13 protein-coding genes are annotated in these 19,073 nt (G+C 62.4%); all 13 read right to left on the bottom strand.

Translation table 11 applies throughout. From position 1 onward, the window contains the following. Positions 1-10: 10 nt before the first annotated feature. Complete coding sequence (locus ACTD9P_RS13595) at positions 11-2,557, bottom strand: autotransporter family protein (protein ID WP_438868086.1); 2,547 nt, start codon at positions 2,555-2,557, stop codon at positions 11-13. A gap of 245 nt (positions 2,558-2,802) precedes the next feature. Next, entirely contained in the window at positions 2,803-3,564 is a 762-nt protein-coding gene (locus ACTD9P_RS13590) for a PIG-L deacetylase family protein (protein WP_438868085.1), read from the bottom strand. Between the two features lie 177 nt (positions 3,565-3,741). Beyond that, positions 3,742-4,401 (bottom strand): glycosyltransferase family 2 protein, encoded by a 660-nt coding sequence (locus ACTD9P_RS13585; protein ID WP_438868084.1) that lies wholly within the window; start codon positions 4,399-4,401, stop codon positions 3,742-3,744. After that, the gene (locus ACTD9P_RS13580) at positions 4,398-4,997 is read right to left on the bottom strand and encodes an SAM-dependent methyltransferase (RefSeq protein ID WP_438868083.1); all 600 of its coding nucleotides are present in this window, start codon (positions 4,995-4,997) and stop codon (positions 4,398-4,400) included. The genes ACTD9P_RS13585 and ACTD9P_RS13580 overlap by 4 nt, the downstream gene beginning before the upstream one ends. After that, complete coding sequence (locus tag ACTD9P_RS13575) at positions 4,994-5,752, bottom strand: PIG-L deacetylase family protein (RefSeq protein ID WP_438868082.1); 759 nt, start codon at positions 5,750-5,752, stop codon at positions 4,994-4,996. The genes ACTD9P_RS13580 and ACTD9P_RS13575 overlap by 4 nt, the downstream gene beginning before the upstream one ends. After that, the gene (locus tag ACTD9P_RS13570) at positions 5,749-6,747 is read right to left on the bottom strand and encodes an acyl-CoA dehydrogenase family protein (protein ID WP_438868081.1); all 999 of its coding nucleotides are present in this window, start codon (positions 6,745-6,747) and stop codon (positions 5,749-5,751) included. Before ACTD9P_RS13570 ends, ACTD9P_RS13575 begins: the two co-directional genes overlap by 4 nt. A gap of 1 nt (position 6,748) precedes the next feature. Further along, positions 6,749-8,908: a glycogen debranching protein GlgX gene (glgX, locus tag ACTD9P_RS13565; protein ID WP_200432231.1), complete on the bottom strand. Its 2,160-nt coding sequence runs from the start codon at positions 8,906-8,908 to the stop codon at positions 6,749-6,751. Between the two features lie 123 nt (positions 8,909-9,031). Then, the gene (locus tag ACTD9P_RS13560; protein WP_017138916.1) at positions 9,032-9,301 is read right to left on the bottom strand and encodes a DUF2934 domain-containing protein; all 270 of its coding nucleotides are present in this window, start codon (positions 9,299-9,301) and stop codon (positions 9,032-9,034) included. 24 nt (positions 9,302-9,325) lie between these two features. Further along, on the bottom strand, positions 9,326-12,082 hold the full coding sequence (locus ACTD9P_RS13555) for a malto-oligosyltrehalose synthase (protein WP_438868080.1): 2,757 nt from the start codon (positions 12,080-12,082) through the stop codon (positions 9,326-9,328). After that, entirely contained in the window at positions 12,079-14,163 is a 2,085-nt protein-coding gene (gene malQ / locus ACTD9P_RS13550; RefSeq protein ID WP_438868079.1) for a 4-alpha-glucanotransferase, read from the bottom strand. The genes ACTD9P_RS13555 and malQ overlap by 4 nt, the downstream gene beginning before the upstream one ends. After that, the gene (gene treZ, locus ACTD9P_RS13545) at positions 14,160-15,905 is read right to left on the bottom strand and encodes a malto-oligosyltrehalose trehalohydrolase (protein ID WP_438868078.1); all 1,746 of its coding nucleotides are present in this window, start codon (positions 15,903-15,905) and stop codon (positions 14,160-14,162) included. The genes malQ and treZ overlap by 4 nt, the downstream gene beginning before the upstream one ends. Before the next feature lie 38 nt (positions 15,906-15,943). Next, positions 15,944-17,500 carry a glycogen synthase GlgA gene (gene glgA, locus ACTD9P_RS13540; RefSeq protein WP_438868077.1) on the bottom strand — a complete coding sequence of 519 codons (1,557 nt, stop codon included), beginning with the start codon at positions 17,498-17,500 and terminating at the stop codon, positions 15,944-15,946. Positions 17,501-18,103: 603 nt separating this feature from the next. Then, positions 18,104-19,054, bottom strand: coding sequence for a D-2-hydroxyacid dehydrogenase family protein (locus tag ACTD9P_RS13535; RefSeq protein WP_438868076.1), 951 nt, complete (start codon positions 19,052-19,054; stop codon positions 18,104-18,106). Positions 19,055-19,073: the final 19 nt, after the last annotated feature.

Below are 19,073 nucleotides of genomic sequence, written 5' to 3'. Positions count from 1 at the left end.
CATACGCGGATCAGAAATCCATTCGAAGCCCCAGTGTGCCTTGGCGGCCGTTGAGGGCATTGCTGTCCAGGTTGCGGTTGTAGCCGAGTTGGCCGTACAGGCTGATGCCTTGGGCAACGGCCAGGGTCGCGCCGAGGTTGAGGTCCAGCGTGGTCGACTTTTGTTCGGTGTTTATGTCGGTAGCATCATCGAACCTTACGGTGTTGGTGCCGGCGCGGGCATGCCAGACGTTGGCGCGCACGTAGGGCTGCACGGGCATACCACTCACCTCATAACTGCCACGCAAGCGGGCACCCAGGCGGGTGGTGACATGCGTGTCGGCGTCATAAGAGACGGCGGAGATCCGGTCGTGCTCGTTGTTAAGCCGTGTGCGGTCGACGATGAGCTGGGCTTGTGGCTCCAGTTCCCATTGGGCACTCACTGTAAAAGGCCAGCCCACTTCGGCGGACGCCAATGCATTGCTGCCTTTGGTTTTCATCTTGATACCCCGGTCTGACTCGTTGTTGCCGGTAAAGCGGGTGCCCATTACCACCAGGTCCAGATAGGCGCGGTTGTCGCCGATCAATGTCCAGTAGGCGCCCAGGCTGTCGCCGCGTAAGGTCAGGCTGCCTGCGTCGTTGTTGTGGAAACCACCATTGAAACCCTTGACGTCGCCTCGCAGCCGGCTGTGCCCCACAAAGAAGCCAAGCCGATGAGTCTGGCCGCTGTCCGTGGTGGTGGCGTACAGGTCGCTGCCCACCTGGAAGGCCGACAGCGAACTGTCGAGTGTCGGGCTGACCGTTCCAGCAAAACTCTGGCGACTGTTGCCGCCGTAGACCCTGGCCCAACCCGTGGGGAACACCCCGGCTTGTTGCTGCTGACGCTGATCGCCCACGCGTTCGTGGTAAGTGCCTAGCATGCCTTGCACGATTTGCTCGGCAGCTTGAAACAGCACGGCGTACACCGGCACTTCGGCGCGGTAGAGGGGGATTGCAGTGTTGCCTGGATTGGGCGGCAATGCCGGGGTGCCAGGCGCAGGGGCTGGCGCCGTAATCGCTGCACCGGGCGCGGGGAGGGCAGGCACGGTGGAGCGCAGGTAGTAATTGTGTTCCGTACCGGCAGTCACGCCCCCTTTGAACAAGTGATAGTCAAACGCACCGGCAGACACGGGGCCGGCCAGAGAGAATGCCCCGGCGTTGCTCGTGGCACCCTGGGTTGCCTGCACCACCTCAATGCCATCCTTCACGGTCAGCGCACCTGCACCGCCCAGGTTGGTGATATTGATCGCAGTGGCGCCCTGCAGTGTGCCTTGGCTGACCACCAGTTTGTCGCTGGGTGAGTTATCCGCGCCCAACACCGTTTGCAGCGCCAGCCGACCGCCCGTGCCGATGTAATTGCCGTTGACCGTCAAGCTGTCGGTCGTGCTGGAACTGCCGGTACTCATATCGATCAGACCGGCGTTGTTCAAGGTAGCCAATTGCCCGGACGTGAAGGTCGCGAGAGTGCCGGTTGAGACGATCAATCTGCTCGTTGCATCGATGCTCATTGCGCCGGTACCGGTATCGCTGCCTCCCAATACGAATGTACCACCCAGTGTCAGGGCTGATCCATTGACTAAAAACACCCTCTCCCAGCCGGTGTAACGGCTCGGGGCACTGGTGTGTGTGGCATCGAAGGTGAGCGTGTCGTTACCCAGGCCGCCGTCCAGCTGGGGGTTGGAAGCCAGCAAGGTTTCACTGAGGTTTTGCAGCAGGGCAGTATCATCATCGGCGCCCATGAGAATTGCCCCGTTGATTGTTCCCCCGTCGGTCCAGATGAACTGATCGGCGCCGAAGCTGGTGAGGATCTGGCCGTTGACCGTGCCACCTCTGACCTGAACCAGATCCACACCAGCGCTGGTGCTGATGTTGCCGCCGATGGTGCTGGTGCCCGAGACGAGAATGGTGTCCCTGCCAAGCCCAGTGACAAGGTTGCCGACGATGGTCCCACCGCTCATATCGAAGACGTTGTTGTCCAGTTTCATATCGACGCGTCCGATTCGCCCGCCCGTCATCACCGCTTGATCGCCGTCTTCAAACGCGCCAGTGATGGTGCCACCACTCATGTCGAATATGTCATGGCCGTCACCCTGGGCCAGAGACTCGACAGTGCCACCGCGCATTACAAAACTGTCGATGCCCCCGCCCTGGATGATCGCCCCGGCCTGCCCGCCGCTGATCTGTACCAAGTCCGCGCCATCCCTTTGGGTGACGGCCCCGACGGTGCCCAACGTCAGGCGAAAGATGTTCGCGCCGTCACCCTGGTCCAGCGCCCCATTGATTGCCGCGGGCGCACCGTTGATGTCTACCAGGTCGTTGCCGGCACCGAAGGTGACAGTGCCGTTGACAGTGCCGCTGCCGCTGATGTTCAGCGTGTTGCTGCCGGCGGTGTCGGTAAAGCCCGGTGCGGTGCCGCTGTCGCAGGTCGAGGTGTCATCACCGGCGGTGGTGTTGATCGTGCAGGCGCCTGGCGACGGCAGTGGCCAAGCCGCCATCAACGTGAAAGCCAAATACGTGAGAGAAACTGGCAGTGTGCGCATGACTGCTCCTTGTCAGAAGGTAGTTCCTGCACCTGGATAATCAGGTGCAGTTCTAGCCATGGCAAGGAAGTGCGCGATACGGAGCAGGGACTACAGGTTACCTGTTCGGCGAAAACACCGGCGAATGCAAGAGGTTGGCATGGCTTTCTCGACTGCACGTCAACCCGTGCAGGACTTTTTGCACCCTAGTCGCACATTGCGCCGGCCGCTACTGTGAGAATTAACAGGTACAGACGAGCGCTACCCTAGGCAAACACGATCTCATAGGGTTCACGCATGCGCTCCAGCAACTCCTGGGCAAGCATGGGCGCCAAACCGATCTCCGGGTCGCCGACCAATTGGCTGGCATACGCATGGGCGGCGTGCAGCTTGCGCGCGACGCTCCAGCTGTCCAGGCGCACCTTGCGCGCGCGATGCCAGGGGATCACCGAGCCTTCGCGCAGCGGCCAGTGCCAGGCCCAAATTGGCAGTTCATACAGGCGCGCGCCGGTGAGCTGGCAGGCTTTGGCGCTGGCGCGGCCGACGGCGTCATGGTCGTCCTTGCCGTCGTGGCGCCAGGTGGTGAACACCACGTCGCCCGGTTGCAGGTAGCGTGCAATGAACTGGCTCATGGGCTGTTCGCGGGCGGCGAGGGCGTCGTCGCAGAAGCCGCCGCGAATCCACTTGAGGCTGTGCAGCGGCATGCCCAGGCGCCGCAGCGCCTCAGCGCTTTCCTGCGGCCGGATCACACTCAGGCGGCTGGCCGGCCAGGCATTCGAGCCAGGGTGGCTGGCGCTGCCATCGGTGATCGAGATCAGTTGCAGCGGGTGGTTGAGGCTACTGAGCAGTTGCAACAAGCCGCCACACGCCAGCACCTCATCGCCGGGGTGAGGCGCGATGACCACCACGCGCGCACCGCGTGGCACCAGCGAGGAGGGCTTGATAAAGGGGATTTGCGCCAACTGCGGCGCACTGTTCCAGATTTGCGCAGGGCCACGACGGCCCTCGCTTAATGAGGCAGGTTTCATGGGTGTCACGTCCTTGTCGAATGATGCCGGGTCGTACCCCGTTGACGGGACGACGCTCTTTTTCTCAGCACAGGCTCCGCTGCGATGAACTGCGGCCATCCAACCCTGGATGACCAGCAAGGCGACTTCAGCATAGTCAAGGATTCGGCGTTTTTACATCTTGCACGGTCGAAATATTCAGGTGGCTTGCATCAAGCTCTTCAAATAATCACCAAAACCGCCTTGGGCGCGGCAGTCCAGGCGCGCACTGGTAATCACCTGGGGCGTGTGGCTCCAGGCGATGGAAGCGCCGCAGCGCTCCAGGTTGCGCACCAGTTGCACATCTTCGTGGCAGGCCAATGGCTCGAAGCCGCCTGCCTGCACGTACGCCGCGGCACTCACGCCCAGGTTGGCACCGTGAATATGCCGATGGCCGTCGCGGGCTTCGTAGGCTTGGGTGTAGCGGATCTGCGCCGCTGCGTCGAAGCCTTCGTTCCAGGCGTCCACCGTTACCGTGCCGCACACGGCATCGGCGCCCAAGGCCAGTTGCGCCACCAGCCAGTCGGGGGCGACACGGCTGTCGGCGTCGGTGCACGAAATCCAGCGTGCGCCCTGGTTCAACAAATGCCGCGCACCCACCCCGCGCACGTGCCCGACATTACGTGCCTGCACGTGAAGACACTGCACCGGATACGCCTGGGCAATCGCCGCGCTGCCATCGCTGCAGCTGTCGAGCACCGCCAGGATCTGCACCGCCTCACCCAGCAAACCAGGATGGCTGGCGGCGATCATCGCGGCCTTGAGGCATTCGCCCAACAGCGCTTCTTCGTTATGCACCGGGATCAGAATGCCGATCATCGCAAGCCCTCATGGGTGGCGACCGAGGTGCCGTCACGGCTCCACAGGTCGAGTAGAAAGTCACTTTCATGATGTTGGACGAGGTGGGCCATGCCCAGGCGTTGCGCGAGCAGTTCGTGTACTTGTTCAGCCGTTTGCGGGCAGCCATCAATGCGCGGGCGCCAGTGGCAGGCGAGCAGTTGGCCATTGTCGGTCAGTGCCTTGAGGGCGCAGTCGATCAGGCGCTGTAAATCGTCGGCATCGAGGTAGTAGCAAAGCTCGCTCAACACGATCAGGTCGAACTGGCCGGTCGGCCATTCCTGAGGTAAACGGCTTTGATGCACCTGGGCGTGGGCAAACCCCATCAAGCGGGTTTGCGCCAGTGCCACGGCAGCGGCGGCCGTGTCGCAACACACCAGGCGGTCGCAACGCGCAGCCAACTCGGCACTCAGCTCACCGTTGGCGCAGCCGGGTTCAAAGATCGACGTGTAATGGGGTCGGGTCAGCACGGCCAGGGTCAGGGCGCGCTTGCGCTGTTCGTACCAGCGCTGACGGAAGGCCCATGGGTCGTCATTACCAGCGAACAACTGATCAAAATAGGGCGTGGCCACACTCATACAAACACCACTTCAAAAGGTTGCAGCAACCGCTCCACCACAAAAGGTGCCAGCACCGGTGCCAGGCCCACCTGCGGGTCGCCTTCCAACTGGCTGGCAAAGGCATGAATGGCGTGACGTTTACGCGCCACGGCTTCAGGTGTCAGTGCGATCTTGCGCGCACGGTGCCACGGCACCTGGCTGTCTTCGGGCGTTGCCCAGTGCCAGGTCCAAACGGGCAGCTCGTAGAGAGTTGCACCGACCGCCTGTGCCGCTCTGGCGCTGGCGCGGCCAACGGCTTCATGGTCGCAATGCCCGTCTTCGCGCCAGGTGGTGAACATCACATCGGTGGGCTTGAGATAGCGTTCTATGAATGCGCTCAACTCATCTTCACGGGCCGCCACCTGGCTGTCGGCAAAGCCTGCGCGCAGCCACTGCAAACTGTGCAATGGCAGGCCGAGACGGTGCAGGGCCTGGGCCGATTCCTGCGGGCGCACGATGCTCAAGCGCTCGACCGGCCAGCGCCGGGAGCCTGGGTGGCTGGCGCTGCCGTCGGTGACGGAAATCAGTTGGATCGGCCGGCCCAGCATAGCCAGGCCTTGCATCAGGCCGCCGCAGCCCAGCACTTCGTCGTCCGGGTGCGGAGCAATGATCACGGCGCGGTGCCCAGCAGGCACCAACTGCTCGACACTGATGTGCGACAACTGGGCCATATGGGCTGAATCCTGCCATTGATGTAACGGCGTTCCCTGGCCAACGATCGGGTTGGGTTTCATAATAGCCACCTCCCTGTGGGGTCCTCGGCAACCAGCTTGCCCAGGGCGGCCAAGTCTCGTTCGGCGTGACTTTGGCGTACATACACGGGCAAGTCCGCCATCAACTGGGCGAAGTGCGGATCTTTGCAATACGGCCCGGCACCCACCGCGCGCCCGACATGGTGCATGACCTGCTCGACCGTATCTTCGATGCACGCCCGTGCCTGTTGGGCCAACAGCTGCGCATTGGCGCGAGGGTCGCGGTCGATCTGCTCAGCGGCGTCGCGCAGTACACAGGCGGCGCTGTTGAGCACGCTGTCGACCGCGCCCAGATGCGCCAGCGCATGAGGTTCAGGACGTTGGCTGCACTGCAGGCGCAGCACTTCGGCCAGGCGTTGAGCGCCGCCATACCAGCACGCGGCGATACCGACGCCGCCGTGCCAGAAGCCCGGCCGCGCCAGGTAGTCGCCCGGTTCGCCGACCGCGATGCCGTGGGCCCCATCAAAGATGATTTCGACACTGCCGGTGGCCGCCATGCCCACGGCGTTCCAGCCTTCGTGGGTGACGGTGACGCCGGGCTGGTTCATCTCGACCGCCACTAACTGTTGGCGGTCGTCTTCGTCCCAGGCGGTCAGCAAACCATGGCTGACCACCGCTGCGCCGGAACACCAGGCTTTACGCCCATCGACGATCAGGCGCTGGCCGTCGCGGCGCACGCGCACCCTGGCCGTCGGCGGTTCGGCGGCCCACATGCCCCAAACGCTGCCCAGGGGCGGCAGGGGGCTGTCGAGCTCGGCGATGATCGCCAGGGCATCGGTGTGGCCTTCGAACAGCTTGCACAGGCGCAGGTCATGACCTGCCACCTGCGCCAGCCGGCTGAAGCGTTCAAGCGTCTGGCCGCTGCCGGGCAATGGCAGTTGGTCCAGCCCTTCTTCCTGAAGCGCCTTCAGTGCAACGCCCAGCGCCTGAGTATCGGCGTAGCTGCGGTTGCCTTGAAGGAATCCATGCAGGGCCATGTCACACCTCATCGTCTCGTTGCAGTTCGAACAGCAGCAGGGAACGGCCCGTCACTGCGTATTCGTGCTCGAAATCAAAACGCTCCTGCCCGCGCACTGCCGGGGCATTGGTGTCGAGCATACACGTCCAGAATTCACCCTGGGGCACCGGCGGCAGGCGGAAGTTGACCATGTCGTGGTGGGCGTTGACTACCAGCAACAGGGTCGCATCAGCGCCAGGGCGACGAATCCCGGTTTCCTGGGCGCGGCCGTCCATCAGCATGCCCAGGCAGCGGCCATGGCTGTCTTCCCACTGTTCGGTGCTCATCTCGTTGCCATCTGGCGCCAGCCAGGTGACGTCTTTTACGCCAAGATCTTCGTTGTAGTCGCCCACCAGGAAGCGCCCACGGCGCAGTATCGGGTAGGCCAGGCGCAACTTGATCAGGCGTTTGACGAACTTGAGCAGTGCCTTGCCGTCATCGTCCAGGTCCCAGTTGACCCAGCCAATCTCGCTGTCCTGGCAATAGGCATTGTTGTTGCCGTGCTGGGTACGCGCGAATTCGTCACCGGCCACGATCATCGGCGTGCCTTGGGCCAGCAGCAGCGTGGCGAAGAAGTTGCGCATCTGGCGCAGGCGCAGGGCGTTGATTTCCGGGTCTTCGGTGGGGCCTTCGACGCCGTGGTTCCAGGACAGGTTATTGTTGCTGCCGTCCTGGTTGTTCTCGTCGTTGGCCTCGTTGTGCTTGTCGTTGTACGACACCAGGTCGTGCAGGGTGAAACCATCGTGGGCGGTGATGAAGTTCACCGAGCTGTAGGGCCTGCGACCCCGGTGGTTGAACATCTCACCCGAGGCGGTCATGCGCCCGGCAAAGTCCGCCAACTGGCCGTCGTCGCCTTTCCAGAAGGCGCGCACGGTGTCGCGGAAACGGTCGTTCCATTCCACCCAACCCGGTGGGAAGTTGCCCACCTGGTAGCCACCAGGGCCACAGTCCCAGGGCTCGGCGATCATCTTCAACTGGCGCAGCACCGGGTCCTGGCGGCAGGCCACGAGGAAGCTGTGGCGCTCGTCGAAACCGTCGCGGTAACGTCCAAGGATGGTCGCCAAGTCAAAGCGGAAACCGTCCACATGCATCTCGGTGGCCCAGTAGCGCAGCGAGTCGGTAACCATTTGCAGCACGCAGGGGTGGCTCAGGTCCAGGGTGTTACCGGTGCCGGAATCGTTGATGTAGAAGCGCTTGTCGTCGGGCATCAGCCGGTAGTACGAGGCGTTGTCGATACCGCGCATCGACAGGGTAGGGCCGCGCTCGTTGCCTTCGGCGGTGTGGTTGTAGACCACATCGAGGATCACTTCGAGTTTTTGTTCATGCAGGTGCGCGACCATCTCCTTGAACTCGGCGATCTTGCCGCTGGCCAGGTAACGCGGGTCGGGCGCAAAAAAGGCGATGCTGTTGTAGCCCCAATAGTTGGTCATGCCTTTTTGCAGCAGGTGCTGGTCGTTGACGAAGGCATGCACCGGCAGCAGCTCAACGGATGATACGCCGAGCTGGCGGATGTGCTTGAGCACGTCATCTTCCATCAGCCCGGCGCAGGTGCCGCGTACCGACTCACCCACCGACGGGTGACGCATGCTGATGCCGCGCAGGTGGGTTTCGTAGATGATCGTGCGGTCCCACGGCACCCGTACCGGCTGGTCGTTGCCCCAGGTGTGCGCGGGGTCGATGACCTTGCACTTGGGCACAAAGGGCGCGCTGTCACGTTCGTCAAAACTGAGGTCGTCGTCCGGGTGGCCGATGGTGTAGCCGAACAGCGCTTCGGACCATTTGAGTTCACCCACCAGCTGTTTGGCATACGGGTCGATGAGCAGTTTGTTGTGGTTGAAGCGGTGACCATTGGCCGGGTCATACGCACCGTACACACGGTAGCCGTAAATCAGCCCGGGGTGGGCGTCGGGCAGGTAGCCGTGGAAGGTTTCGTCGGTGTATTCGGGCAGTTCGATACGCTCAAGCTCCACCTCGCCGGTGTCATCGAACAGGCATAGCTCGACCTTGGTGGCATTCGCTGAGAACAGCGCAAAGTTGACGCCAAGGCCGTCCCAGGTGGCGCCTAGAGGGAAGGGCAAACCTTCACGAATCCGCGACGGCTCATTTTCCGGCGTGGCTGGGTTGTTATCGGGTTTGCTCATTAAAGTGCTCCTGCAAGGGTCTTTTTCGGGCCGAGCGCTACCGTGCCGACGGTTGCTCAGCTGACGCAATAGAAAGTAAAAAGGGCCGCCTGCCGACAGTGTCGGCAGGCGGCGCGTGGGCTGTTAAGGCTTGGGCTTTTTTGGCGCCGCAGGCTTCTTCGCCGCTGGCGGTGCAGGCTTGCTGGCCGCCGGGGCCGGCGGCTTGGCTTTTGGCGCAGGCTTGGGTGCGGTCTTGGGCTTGGCCGCAGCTTTAGGTTTGCTGGGCGTCAGCGCTTCGGCTTCGGCCAATTTGCGCGCCATCTCCCAGTGGCGTGCATCTTCACCGTGGGGCTTGCCTTCGGATTCCCAGATCTGATGCGCCAATTCGCGTATGCGTTTGTCTTCAGTACTCATCACAATACTCCTCACAGAAAATTTTCAGCTTTCTTGATCATCGGAATTGATAAAGACATTGACCGGGAAATCCCCCAGGGCAGCGCTGATCAACAGCTCCTTGTTTGGTGTGACTGCGCCTGTATGAAAAAGTCCCTTCCAGTTTTGTGTTGTGCTGGCGAACGGTAATTTCACCCGCGTATCGCCCCAAACCTGCGCATTGATATGGGGTTGCTCACCTGTTTCCAGCAAGCGATGGGACCAACGTGGCACCACTACCAGCAGGTGTTTGCCTGGATACGTGCGGCAAAATGCGACGACGTGATCGGCGTGTTTGCCTACCACTTCCAGCGCGGTGTAACTGCCGCGTTGGAAGAGTTCGGCATTGGCCTTGCGCACGGCCAACACCTGGGCAATCAGCGCCTGTTTGATACGCCCGTCGCGCCAGTGGGACAACAGCTCACCGACGTCCGGTGGGTTGTTCAGCGCGTGTTGCCGTGCGTTGAAATCCACCGGGCGGCGGTTGTCCGGGTCTACCAGGCTGAAGTCCCAGAACTCATCGCCCTGGTACAAATCCGGTACACCCGGCACGGTGATGCGAAGCAAGGATTGCGCCAGGCCGTTCAGTGCGCCCGCCGTGGCAATGGCCTGGGCGGCGCTGGCGATGGCGTTGCGTAACGGCACGCCGGCATCGCTGAGCAGCAGGCGTGACAGAAAGGCTTCGACCGACTGTTCATAGGCTTCGTTGGGCGCGCTCCAACTGCTTTGCAACTTGGCTTCGCGCAGGGCTTTTTGCTGCCATTGCCACAGGCGTTGCTGGTAAGACTGCAAGTCCGGGTTGGTTTCCAGCGGCCAACTGCCGAGCAGCACTTGATAAAGGATCAGCTCATCGCCCGCCGACGGGCTGTGTGCATCGTCGCGCAGCGGTGCGGCGAGGCGGCGCCACTGGTCGACCTGTTCGACATACCACGGCGCGCATTCACTCAGTACCGCCAGGCGCGCCCGTGTGTCTTCGCCGCGCTTGTGGTCGTGGGTGGCGGTGGCCAGCAGGTTGTCGGGGAAAGTCTGCAAACGCTGCTGGTTAACCGCGTGAAAATCCGCCAGCGGTGCACTGAACTGTTCAGTGCTGAACCCTACATCGTTACGCGACAGCAGCACCGCCGAGCGATAGAACGCGGTGTCTTCCACGGCCTTGGCAGCCGCCGGCGATGTAAGCTGCTGGAAGCGTACGCAGGCATGCTTGAGCATCTTGCGTTCACGCCCGACCGGGCGGTTGCGCCATGGTTGGCCGCCCAGCCATTTTTCCAGGTGGTCGAGCACCGGCCAGTCGCCTTCGCCCAAGGTGCTGCGGGCACCGGCCAAGGCTTGCAGGAAAAACACATCGTCATTGGCGCTGCGCCCACGCGCGCTGATGTAGGTGCGGTACACCGGGAAGTGCACGATCAGTTCCTGCAAGGCGCGGCGGATCGCGCCCAGGGTCAGGTCGCGGGTCATCACGTCGTCGCGGGCCACTTGCAGCAGGGCCTGTGCCACGCTCTCAAAGTCACCGGCCAGCGAGCCGTTGAGGATCTGCTGGCGAGCAAGCCAGGCTTCTTCGATAAAGGCCGCAGGCCGTTCGCTGTGGCGCGTCCACAACTCAGCCAGCGGTGCAAAGCCCGCCGGGTCGTGCTGTAACAGCGACAGCTGGTTCATGAATTCATAGCCGGTGGTGCCGTCCACCTGCCAGTCTTCGCGCAGGGTTTCGCCTTCTCCGAGGATTTTTTCCACGAAGATCGGCAAATGCCGGTTGGGCGAAAGTGAGTCCACACGCCGGCGCAACTTGCGGCAATACCCGCGCGGGTCGGCAAGCCCGTCGATATGGTCGATGCGCAGGCCGTCCACCAGGCCTTGGCTGATCAGCTCGAAAATCTTGCCGTGGGTGGCTTCGAACACGGCGCTGCGTTCTACGCGCAGGCCGCCCAGTTCATTGACGTCGAAGAAGCGCCGCCAGTTGATATCGTCCGCTGCGGTACGCCAGCTGGCCAGCCGATAAACCTGCTGTTCCAGCAAGGCGTGCAAGTGCTGGAAGCCGTCTGGCTGGCGGCCATCAAACTCGGCCAGCCTGTGTTCGATGGCGTGCAACACCGAAGCTTCGCTGGCACGTTCTGCCAACGCATGTTTGAGCCAGCCGGCTTCGGTGTAGGCGTCATCCTCATAGGCGAGGGCGCTGAAACGCTCAGCCAGGGGCTTCAACACTTCATCGCTGCCCAGGATCATGGCGTAATCACGCGGGCAAATCGGGAAGCGGTGTTCGTAATGCTCGACGTAAAAACCGCCATGCGCAGCATCGAACTTGAGCGTCAGATTGCCGCTTTGCAGCGCTTCACCGTAGTCGCTGCCCAGAAACGGCATCAGCAACTGGCCCTTGAGCAGCGGGTCCGGTGAGTGCCACTGGATATCGAAAAACTCGCTGTAGGGGCTCAAGCGCCCCCATTCCAACAGGTCCAGCCACCACGGGTTGTCGGCGCCACCGACGGCCATATGGTTGGAGACGATATCGAGGATCAGCCCCATCCCGTGTTCGCGCAGCGCCGCAACCAGCCGGTGCAAGGCGGGCTCGCCGCCAAGCTCGGGGTTGACGCGGGTCGGGTCAACCACGTCGTAGCCGTGCATGGAACCGGCGCGCGCGGCGAGCAGCGGCGAGGCATACAGATGGCTGATGCCCAGTTGGGCGAAGTAGGGCACCAAGGGGACGGCATCGTCCAGGGTAAAGCCTTTATGAAATTGCAGGCGCTGGGTTGCGCGCAGGGGTAATGCGTTCATCGGTCACGCTCATGGGCCTGGTTGCGCGCCACGGCCAGCAGCTCCAGGCGGCGGGCGGCACTGTCGTTGTCGAGCAAGCTGGCGGCTTCACCTGGCAGGCGACGGCGCCAATTGGGGTGGGTGTCGGTGGTGCCGGGCAGGTTGGCTTGTTCTTCGATGCCCAGCGCGTCTTCCAACGGCAGCAGCACCAACGGCGCGCGGGTGTGGCCCAGGTAGCGCACGCTGGCGTCGATCATGTGGTCGGTGTCGTTGCGGATTTCATCGACGAAGTTCTGCGGGTCCTGGCTCAAGGCCTGGCGCAGCGCCTGGCGTTCGCGCAGGCGGTGTTCGCTCCATTGCTCCACGGTGGGCGCATCGATCAGACCCAGCTGGATATTCCACTCGATATCGCGGCTGTGCCACCAGCCGTTGAGCGTTGGCAAGTCGTGGGTGCTGGAGGTGGCCAAGGCGTCGTCCGGCCAATCGAGGATCGGCTTGAAGTGGCCTTCGTGGTTTTGTTCAAACAGCAACACGCGCATGCCCAGGATCGAGCGGCCGCTGAGTTTTTCACGCAGGCCATCGGGCACGGTACCCAGGTCTTCACCGAGCACGATGGCCTGGTGACGGTGGGATTCCAGCGCCAGCAGGCGCAGCAGGTCATCCACCGGGTAATACAAATAGGCGCCTTCGCGCGGCGTAGCGTCCATGGGGATAACCCACAGGCGTTGCAGGCCCATTACATGGTCGATGCGCAGGCCGCCGGCGTGGGCGAAGTTGGCCCGCAGCATCTCGATAAAAGCGCGAAAGCCGTTGCGCTTGAGGCCTTCGGGGGAAAACGCCGAGATGCCCCAACCTTGACCGGCGCGGTTGAGAATATCGGGTGGCGCGCCGACGGTGAGGTTGGCCAGCAACTCATCCTGTCGGCTCCAGGCCTGGCTGCCGCCGCCATCGGCGCCCACGGCCAGGTCAGCGATCAGGCCGATGCCCATGCCGCTGCCACGCGCGGCTTGTTGCGCGCGCTCCAGGCTGCGGGCGATCAGCCATTGGCTGAAGGCGAAATAGCCGATTTCATCCGCATGCTCGGCGGCAAATTGCGCCAGCGCCGGGCTTTGTGGCGTGCGCCATGCTTCGGGCCAGTGGCGCCAATCGAGGTCTTCACCGGCGGCGGCGCGCACGGCCTGTATGGCTTCGAAGCGACAGTGATTTTCCAGAGCTTCGCCGCCGGCCTGGCGAAAGCTCAGGAAGTCGGCGTGTTGCGGGTGCTGGCCGTGGCGGAAATCTTCATACAAGGCCCGCAACACGCCCTGCTTGGCGCGGGCGGCGGCGGGCCAGTCGATCAAGGTGAGCTGTTCCAGTGCGTGCATCTCATCCGTGAGGTCCAGTGCCTCGATGGCGTTGCGCACTTCGCGCTCGCCAAGGATGCAGCCGGGCGAGGCATACAGGCTGTTGAGGAACAGGCGGCTGGACGGTGAATAGGGGCTGTAGCGCTCGGTGTCGGCGCTGAACATCGCATGCATCGGGCTGATGGCCAACGCGTCGGCGCCGCGTTCGGCGGCACTGCGCACCAAGTGCTCCAACGCCAGGGTGTCTCCAAAACCGCCGTCGCCCAGGCGCCGCAGTGCATACAGTTGCGCGCTCAGGCCCCAGGCGCGGGCGGGTTGGCTGTCGACCGCTTCAGCGACGCTGTAGCAATGGGTAGGGGCCACGGCAAGGGTGAAGGTTTGGTCGTCGATATGCACCTGGTGATAACCCAGCGCAATCACGCCGGGCAGTACGGCATTGCCGTCCAGGCGCAACTCCAGGGTTTCGCCCTGTTCCAGGCTGACGCGACACGGTGTGTCCGGTGCGAAGTAACGTGCAAGGTCCAGACCCGCGCCGGTGTCCACGGTCATCAGCGGTGGCAGGTGCTTGTCGTGTTGCACCTGTTCCATTTCGAGCAGGCTGGCATCGATCTCGGCGTCGGTATCGGCCGGGTGGCCCAGGCCTTTGAGGACGGCGCGCAAGGCTTCAGGTTTGACATGTTGCGGGCGGCCGTTTGCGTCGATCCAATCGACGGCCAGGCCCGCACGGCTGGCGAGTATTTCCAGGTTCGCTTCGCTCAAGGGTGATCTCCAACAGGGGATAAGGCGACGCGTGCGCTGAACGGCGCCAGTTGCGCGCCTTCATGGGCAGACGTCTCGAATAGCAGGTGCGGCGGCGCCGGGTGATCCAGCGGCGTGGCGCCCAGGTTCAGGTCAATCTGCAACAGGCTGCCGTTGCCCAGGCGCCAGCGCGCGGTGACGGCGCCGTCGGCCAATACCTGTGCGCCGAGGGCCACGCTGCCGGGCAAGTGCGGCACGATATGCAGGTGGCGCAGGCTCAGCAGCTGGCGGTACAGCTGTGCGTGTGCGTTCTCGGTGAATAAGGGCGCCGACTGCAGAAATGTCGGCAGCGCATTGGGGTCGGGGATGTGTTCGCGCCGCTCTGGGTCTTTGAACGCGGCGAAGTCGGCGAATTCGTTGCGCCGACCCTCGCGCACGGCTTCGGCCAGCTCACCGTGGTGATCGGTGAAAAACAGGAACGGTTGCTCGGCGTTGACTTCATCGCCCATAAACATCAGCGGAATCATCGGCGACATCAGCAGTAAAGTGGTGGCTGCTTTCAGCGCCTGGGGCGAGCACAGCTGGTGCAGGCGCTCGCCCAGGGCGCGGTTGCCGACCTGGTCGTGGTTCTGCAAAAACGCCACGAAGGCGCTGGGTGGCAGGTCGCCACTCGGTTCGCCGCGCGCATGGCCGTGGCGGGTGGTGTGGCCTTGGTAGATAAAACCTTCGCCCAGGCAGCGCGCGAGTTTCTCGGTAGGGTTTTGCGCGAAGTCGCTGTAGTACGCATCCGTTTCGCCGGTGAGCAGTACGTGTAGCACGTTATGGAAGTCGTCGTTCCACTGCGCATCAAAGTCGTGCTTGAGCAGGCTGGCCTGGTTGAGTTCGTTTTCCAGTACCAGCCACACGTGGCGGCCGGTGTCCACCTGCTGGCGTACCCTGTGCGCGAGTTCCTTGAGGAAACCGGGGTTGTCGATGGCGTGCACCGCGTCCAGGCGCAGGCCGTCGAAGCGGTACTCGAGCAACCACATCAGAGCGTTATCGAGGAAGAAATCGCGCACCTCGCGGCGATCAAAATCAATCCCGGCGCCCCAGGGCGTGTGCACGTCTTCTTCAAAAAAGCCCTGGGCATACTGGCCCAGGTAATTGCCATCGGGGCCGAAGTGGTTGTAGACCACATCCAGGATCACCGCCAAACCGTGCTCGTGGGCACTGTCGATCAGCGCCTTGAGTTGTTCGGGGGAGCCATAGGAGGCTTGCGGGGCGTAGGGCAGAACCCCGTCGTAGCCCCAATTGCGCTCGCCGGGGAACTGCGCCAAGGGCATCAATTCAATGGCGGTAACGCCAAGCTCAGCCAGGCGTGGCAGCTGTTTTTCAACGGCTGCATAACCCCCCATTGCGCCCACATGCAGTTCGTAGATAACGGCTTCATGCCAAGGGCGACCTTGCCACTGGCTGTGTCGCCATTGATAGGCGAGGGGATCGACGACGATGCTCCAACCGTGTACGTCAGCAGCCTGAGCCCGGGAAGCGGGATCGGGCACGTCGTGTTCGCCGTCGATGTTATAGCGGTAACAAGTGCCCGCCGGGCACTTGGTTTCTACCTCGAACCAGCCATCTGCCTTGGGCAACATGGCGATGGACTTGCCGTCTTGCAATTCAACGCTGACATAAAACGCGTCTGGCGCCCACAAGGCAAAACGCGTGTGTTGCGCGTCCAGCATGATTGCGCCGTGGGGCCAGGTTTCCAGAGTCCTTGACGGCATCTATGAAGACCTCCCTTTTTTGAAACAAAAACAAATAATTACTTCGTGGGTTTCCCCAGCGCCTTGGCCACCAGTTGCTCATAAAGCTCGGCATAGGGTTCCACCGCCTGGCACCAGTTGAACGGTTGGGTCATAGCGCGGCTGCGCATCGCGTTAAGCAGGCCTTTGTTGGCAAATACCCTGAAGGCGCGGCTCAGCGCCTCTTCATAGCTTTCAACCGTGGACTCGTTGAACAGGAAGCCGGTTACGCCATTTTCGATGGTGTCCGCCAAGCCGCCGGTATTGCGCGCCACCGGAAGCGAGCCGAAACGCTGGGCATACATCTGGCTCAAGCCACACGGCTCATAGCGCGAAGGCATCAGCAGAAAATCGCTGCCGGCAAACATGCGCCGTGCATCGGTTTCATTGAAGCCGATTCGCACGCCGACCTGGCCCGGGAAGCGCAGGGCGAGTTCGCGCATGGCGTGTTCTTCTTCCGGCTCGCCACGGCCGATGATGGCGATCTGGCCACCGTTCTCGACAATAAAGCGGCTGACCGCTTCGGTCAGGTCCAGGCCTTTCTGGTACACCAGGCGCGATACCACCGCGAACAGCGGGCCGGTGGACTCGTGCAGGCCGAACAGTTCGCGCACATGGGCGGCGTTCACCGCCTTGCCTTCCCAGTCGCCAATATTGAAATTGTGGGTCAGGTGCGTGTCGGTGGAGGTTTCCCAGCTTTCGTCGATGCCGTTGGGAATCCCGCTGAGCAAACCTTGCTGGGTTTTGCTGGCGAGGAAACCGTCGAGGCCACAGCCGAATTCCGGGGTGGTGATTTCCTGGGCGTAGGTCGCACTCACGGTGGTGATATGGCTGGAGTACGCCATGCCCGCCTTGAGGAACGACATCTTGCCGTAGAACTCCATGCCTTCCTGTTGCAGGGCATGGGGTGGAATGCCCAATTCCGGGGTCGACGCCAGGCTGACCACACCTTGGTAAGCGAGGTTATGAATGGTGAACAGTGTGGGGGTGCGCGACCCACGCCAGTGCATATAAGCCGGCGCCAGGCCAGCAGGCCAGTCATGGGCGTGCACCAGGTCCGGGCACCAGTGGATCTGCGCCAGGTTGGCAGCCATGTCGGCGGCGGCCAGGCCCAGGCGGGCGAAACGGATATGGTTGTCCGGCCAGTCGCGGCCGTTGTTGGCGCCGTAGGGCGTGCCTTCACGCTCGTAAAGCTCGGGGCAGATCAGCACGTAGATGACCAGGCCGTCCTTGAGGTCCATGCGCCCGATCTTGCACGGCGGCAGCGCCGCGTGGCCGCCCAGTTCGCCGATGATATGGATCGGGTTGTCGCTCTCCATCACCTGCGGGTAGCCCGGAATCAGCACGCGTACATCGTGCAGGTGCGCCATGGCGCGGGGCAGGGCGGCGGAAACGTCGCCCAGGCCGCCGGTTTTCACCAGATCGGCGAATTCGGAGGTCACAAACAAGACTTTCTTTCGATTAGGGCTCTGACTCACGATCGGCCGCACAGTGTTGGGCAGGTCGGCCAACGACGTCGGTCCCCCTGCCGTCTGACTAAAACGCTCTCCCTGAGTATCGACTGCAGCACTGATCATAGTTCTCTCCTACATGTTTGGTCGGCTGATGGCCCGCTGCCATCGGCTCCGATTGGCCACATCCTGCGGCCAGGCGCACAAGCACTGTACAAACTGGCAAGGCGTATGCCAGTTGCACCGATTGCTAAAAAAGAGTGGATGGACGGGCATTCGGCTGAATCGCCTGCGCTCGTCTCCCTTAAAAACTTGACCTGCGGCAGAGTTGTAAAGTTTCGATTTTTTGCGGGGTTTTTGTTTTGGAACGGACCCATCGGTCATGAGTCTAGGACAGATCCCTGAGCCTGTAAGGTTTCTAGGACTTTTTTGTAGGACAAAAAACTTGTAACGATATGCACAGTTCGAGACTGCTGTGATTTTGCGAGAACGGCGGGGCAATAGTGGCGAACGGCCTAGGTGTGGCGAGCAGGCTTACTGTGGCGAGCAGGCTTGCCCTGCGTTGGAGCGCGCAGCGCTCCCAAATGGCTGAATCGGTGCATCAGGTAGTTCGGTGTGCTCATTATGGGGCTGCTCCGCAGCCCAACGCAGGGCAAGCCTGCTCGCCACAACAAGCCTGTTTGCCACAACAAGCCTGCTCATCACAACCGGCCCGCTCGGCCACAATGCCTAGAGCGTGCGAATGGGCGCACCTTTGGCCCAGGCCTGAATGTCCTCGATCATCTGCTGATAAAACTGCCGATAATTCTGTTCACTCACATAGCCTACGTGGGGCGTGGCCAGCACGTTGGGCAAGCGCCGGAAGGGGTGATCAGTCGGTAGTGGCTCTTCGCTATACACATCCAGCGCAGCCCCTGCCAATTGCCCGGCTGATAACGCCTCGATCAGCGCCTGCTCATCCACAATCGGCCCACGTGAGGTATTCACCAGGCGCGCACTCGGTTTCATCCAGCCCAGCGCCTGCGCATCCACCAGGCCGCGGCTGCGCTCGCTGAGTACCAGATGCACGCTAAGAATATCCGCCTGTTCGAACAATTCACGCTTGCTGACCCAACTTACACCTGCCTCGGCGGCACGTTCCGGCGTGAGGTTCTCGCTCCAGGCAATTACGCGCATGCCAAATGCCTGGCCAAACTGCGCGACTTTATGGCCGATGCTGCCCAGCCCGAGAACCCCCAGGGTTTTGCCATACAGATCACCGCCCAGCCCGACCTGCCAACCGCCGGCACGCAGCGAGTTGGCTTCGGCCAGCAGGTTGCGGGTCGAGGCCATGATCAGCGCCCAGGTCAGTTCCGGTGCCGCCTGCTTGTAGCTGTCGCTGCCACACACCTGGATGCCCTGGGCTTTGGCCGCGGCAATGTCGATGGCCGCGTTGCGCATACCACCGGTCACCAACAGTTTCAGCTTGGGCAGGCCTTGCAGCAGGGTCTGGTCGAAGGTCGAGCGCTCGCGCATCACACAAATCACGTCGAACGTCTGCAAACGTTCGACCATCGTGGCGGTATCGGCGGGGTAGTCGTGCAGAAAATGCACCTGGCCCACCGACGCCAATGCCGACCAATCCACCACACCACTGGCCACATTCTGCCAATCATCAATGACTGCGATCTGTACCGACATTCACCTGTGCCTCGAAAAG

The sequence above is a fragment of the Pseudomonas onubensis genome, from assembly GCF_965653655.1.
Taxonomy (GTDB): domain Bacteria; phylum Pseudomonadota; class Gammaproteobacteria; order Pseudomonadales; family Pseudomonadaceae; genus Aquipseudomonas.
This window is presented reverse-complemented; position numbering and strand designations above follow the sequence as displayed.

Bases quoted from the DNA above. Each gene is read 5' to 3' on its own strand.
- ACTD9P_RS13570 (WP_438868081.1), bottom strand. From the start codon at position 6,747: ATGGCCCTGCATGGATTCCTTCAAGGCAACCGCAGCTACGCCGATACT.
- ACTD9P_RS13535 (WP_438868076.1), bottom strand. From the start codon at position 19,054: ATGTCGGTACAGATCGCAGTCATTGATGATTGGCAGAATGTGGCCAGT.
- ACTD9P_RS13580 (WP_438868083.1), bottom strand. From the start codon at position 4,997: ATGAGTGTGGCCACGCCCTATTTTGATCAGTTGTTCGCTGGTAATGAC.
- ACTD9P_RS13560 (WP_017138916.1), bottom strand. From the start codon at position 9,301: ATGAGTACTGAAGACAAACGCATACGCGAATTGGCGCATCAGATCTGG.
- ACTD9P_RS13555 (WP_438868080.1), bottom strand. From the start codon at position 12,082: ATGAACGCATTACCCCTGCGCGCAACCCAGCGCCTGCAATTTCATAAA.
- glgX (WP_200432231.1), bottom strand. From the start codon at position 8,908: ATGAGCAAACCCGATAACAACCCAGCCACGCCGGAAAATGAGCCGTCG.
- ACTD9P_RS13595 (WP_438868086.1), bottom strand. From the start codon at position 2,557: ATGCGCACACTGCCAGTTTCTCTCACGTATTTGGCTTTCACGTTGATG.
- glgA (WP_438868077.1), bottom strand. From the start codon at position 17,500: ATGATCAGTGCTGCAGTCGATACTCAGGGAGAGCGTTTTAGTCAGACG.
- treZ (WP_438868078.1), bottom strand. From the start codon at position 15,905: ATGCCGTCAAGGACTCTGGAAACCTGGCCCCACGGCGCAATCATGCTG.
- ACTD9P_RS13590 (WP_438868085.1), bottom strand. From the start codon at position 3,564: ATGAAACCTGCCTCATTAAGCGAGGGCCGTCGTGGCCCTGCGCAAATC.
- ACTD9P_RS13585 (WP_438868084.1), bottom strand. From the start codon at position 4,401: ATGATCGGCATTCTGATCCCGGTGCATAACGAAGAAGCGCTGTTGGGC.
- ACTD9P_RS13575 (WP_438868082.1), bottom strand. From the start codon at position 5,752: ATGAAACCCAACCCGATCGTTGGCCAGGGAACGCCGTTACATCAATGG.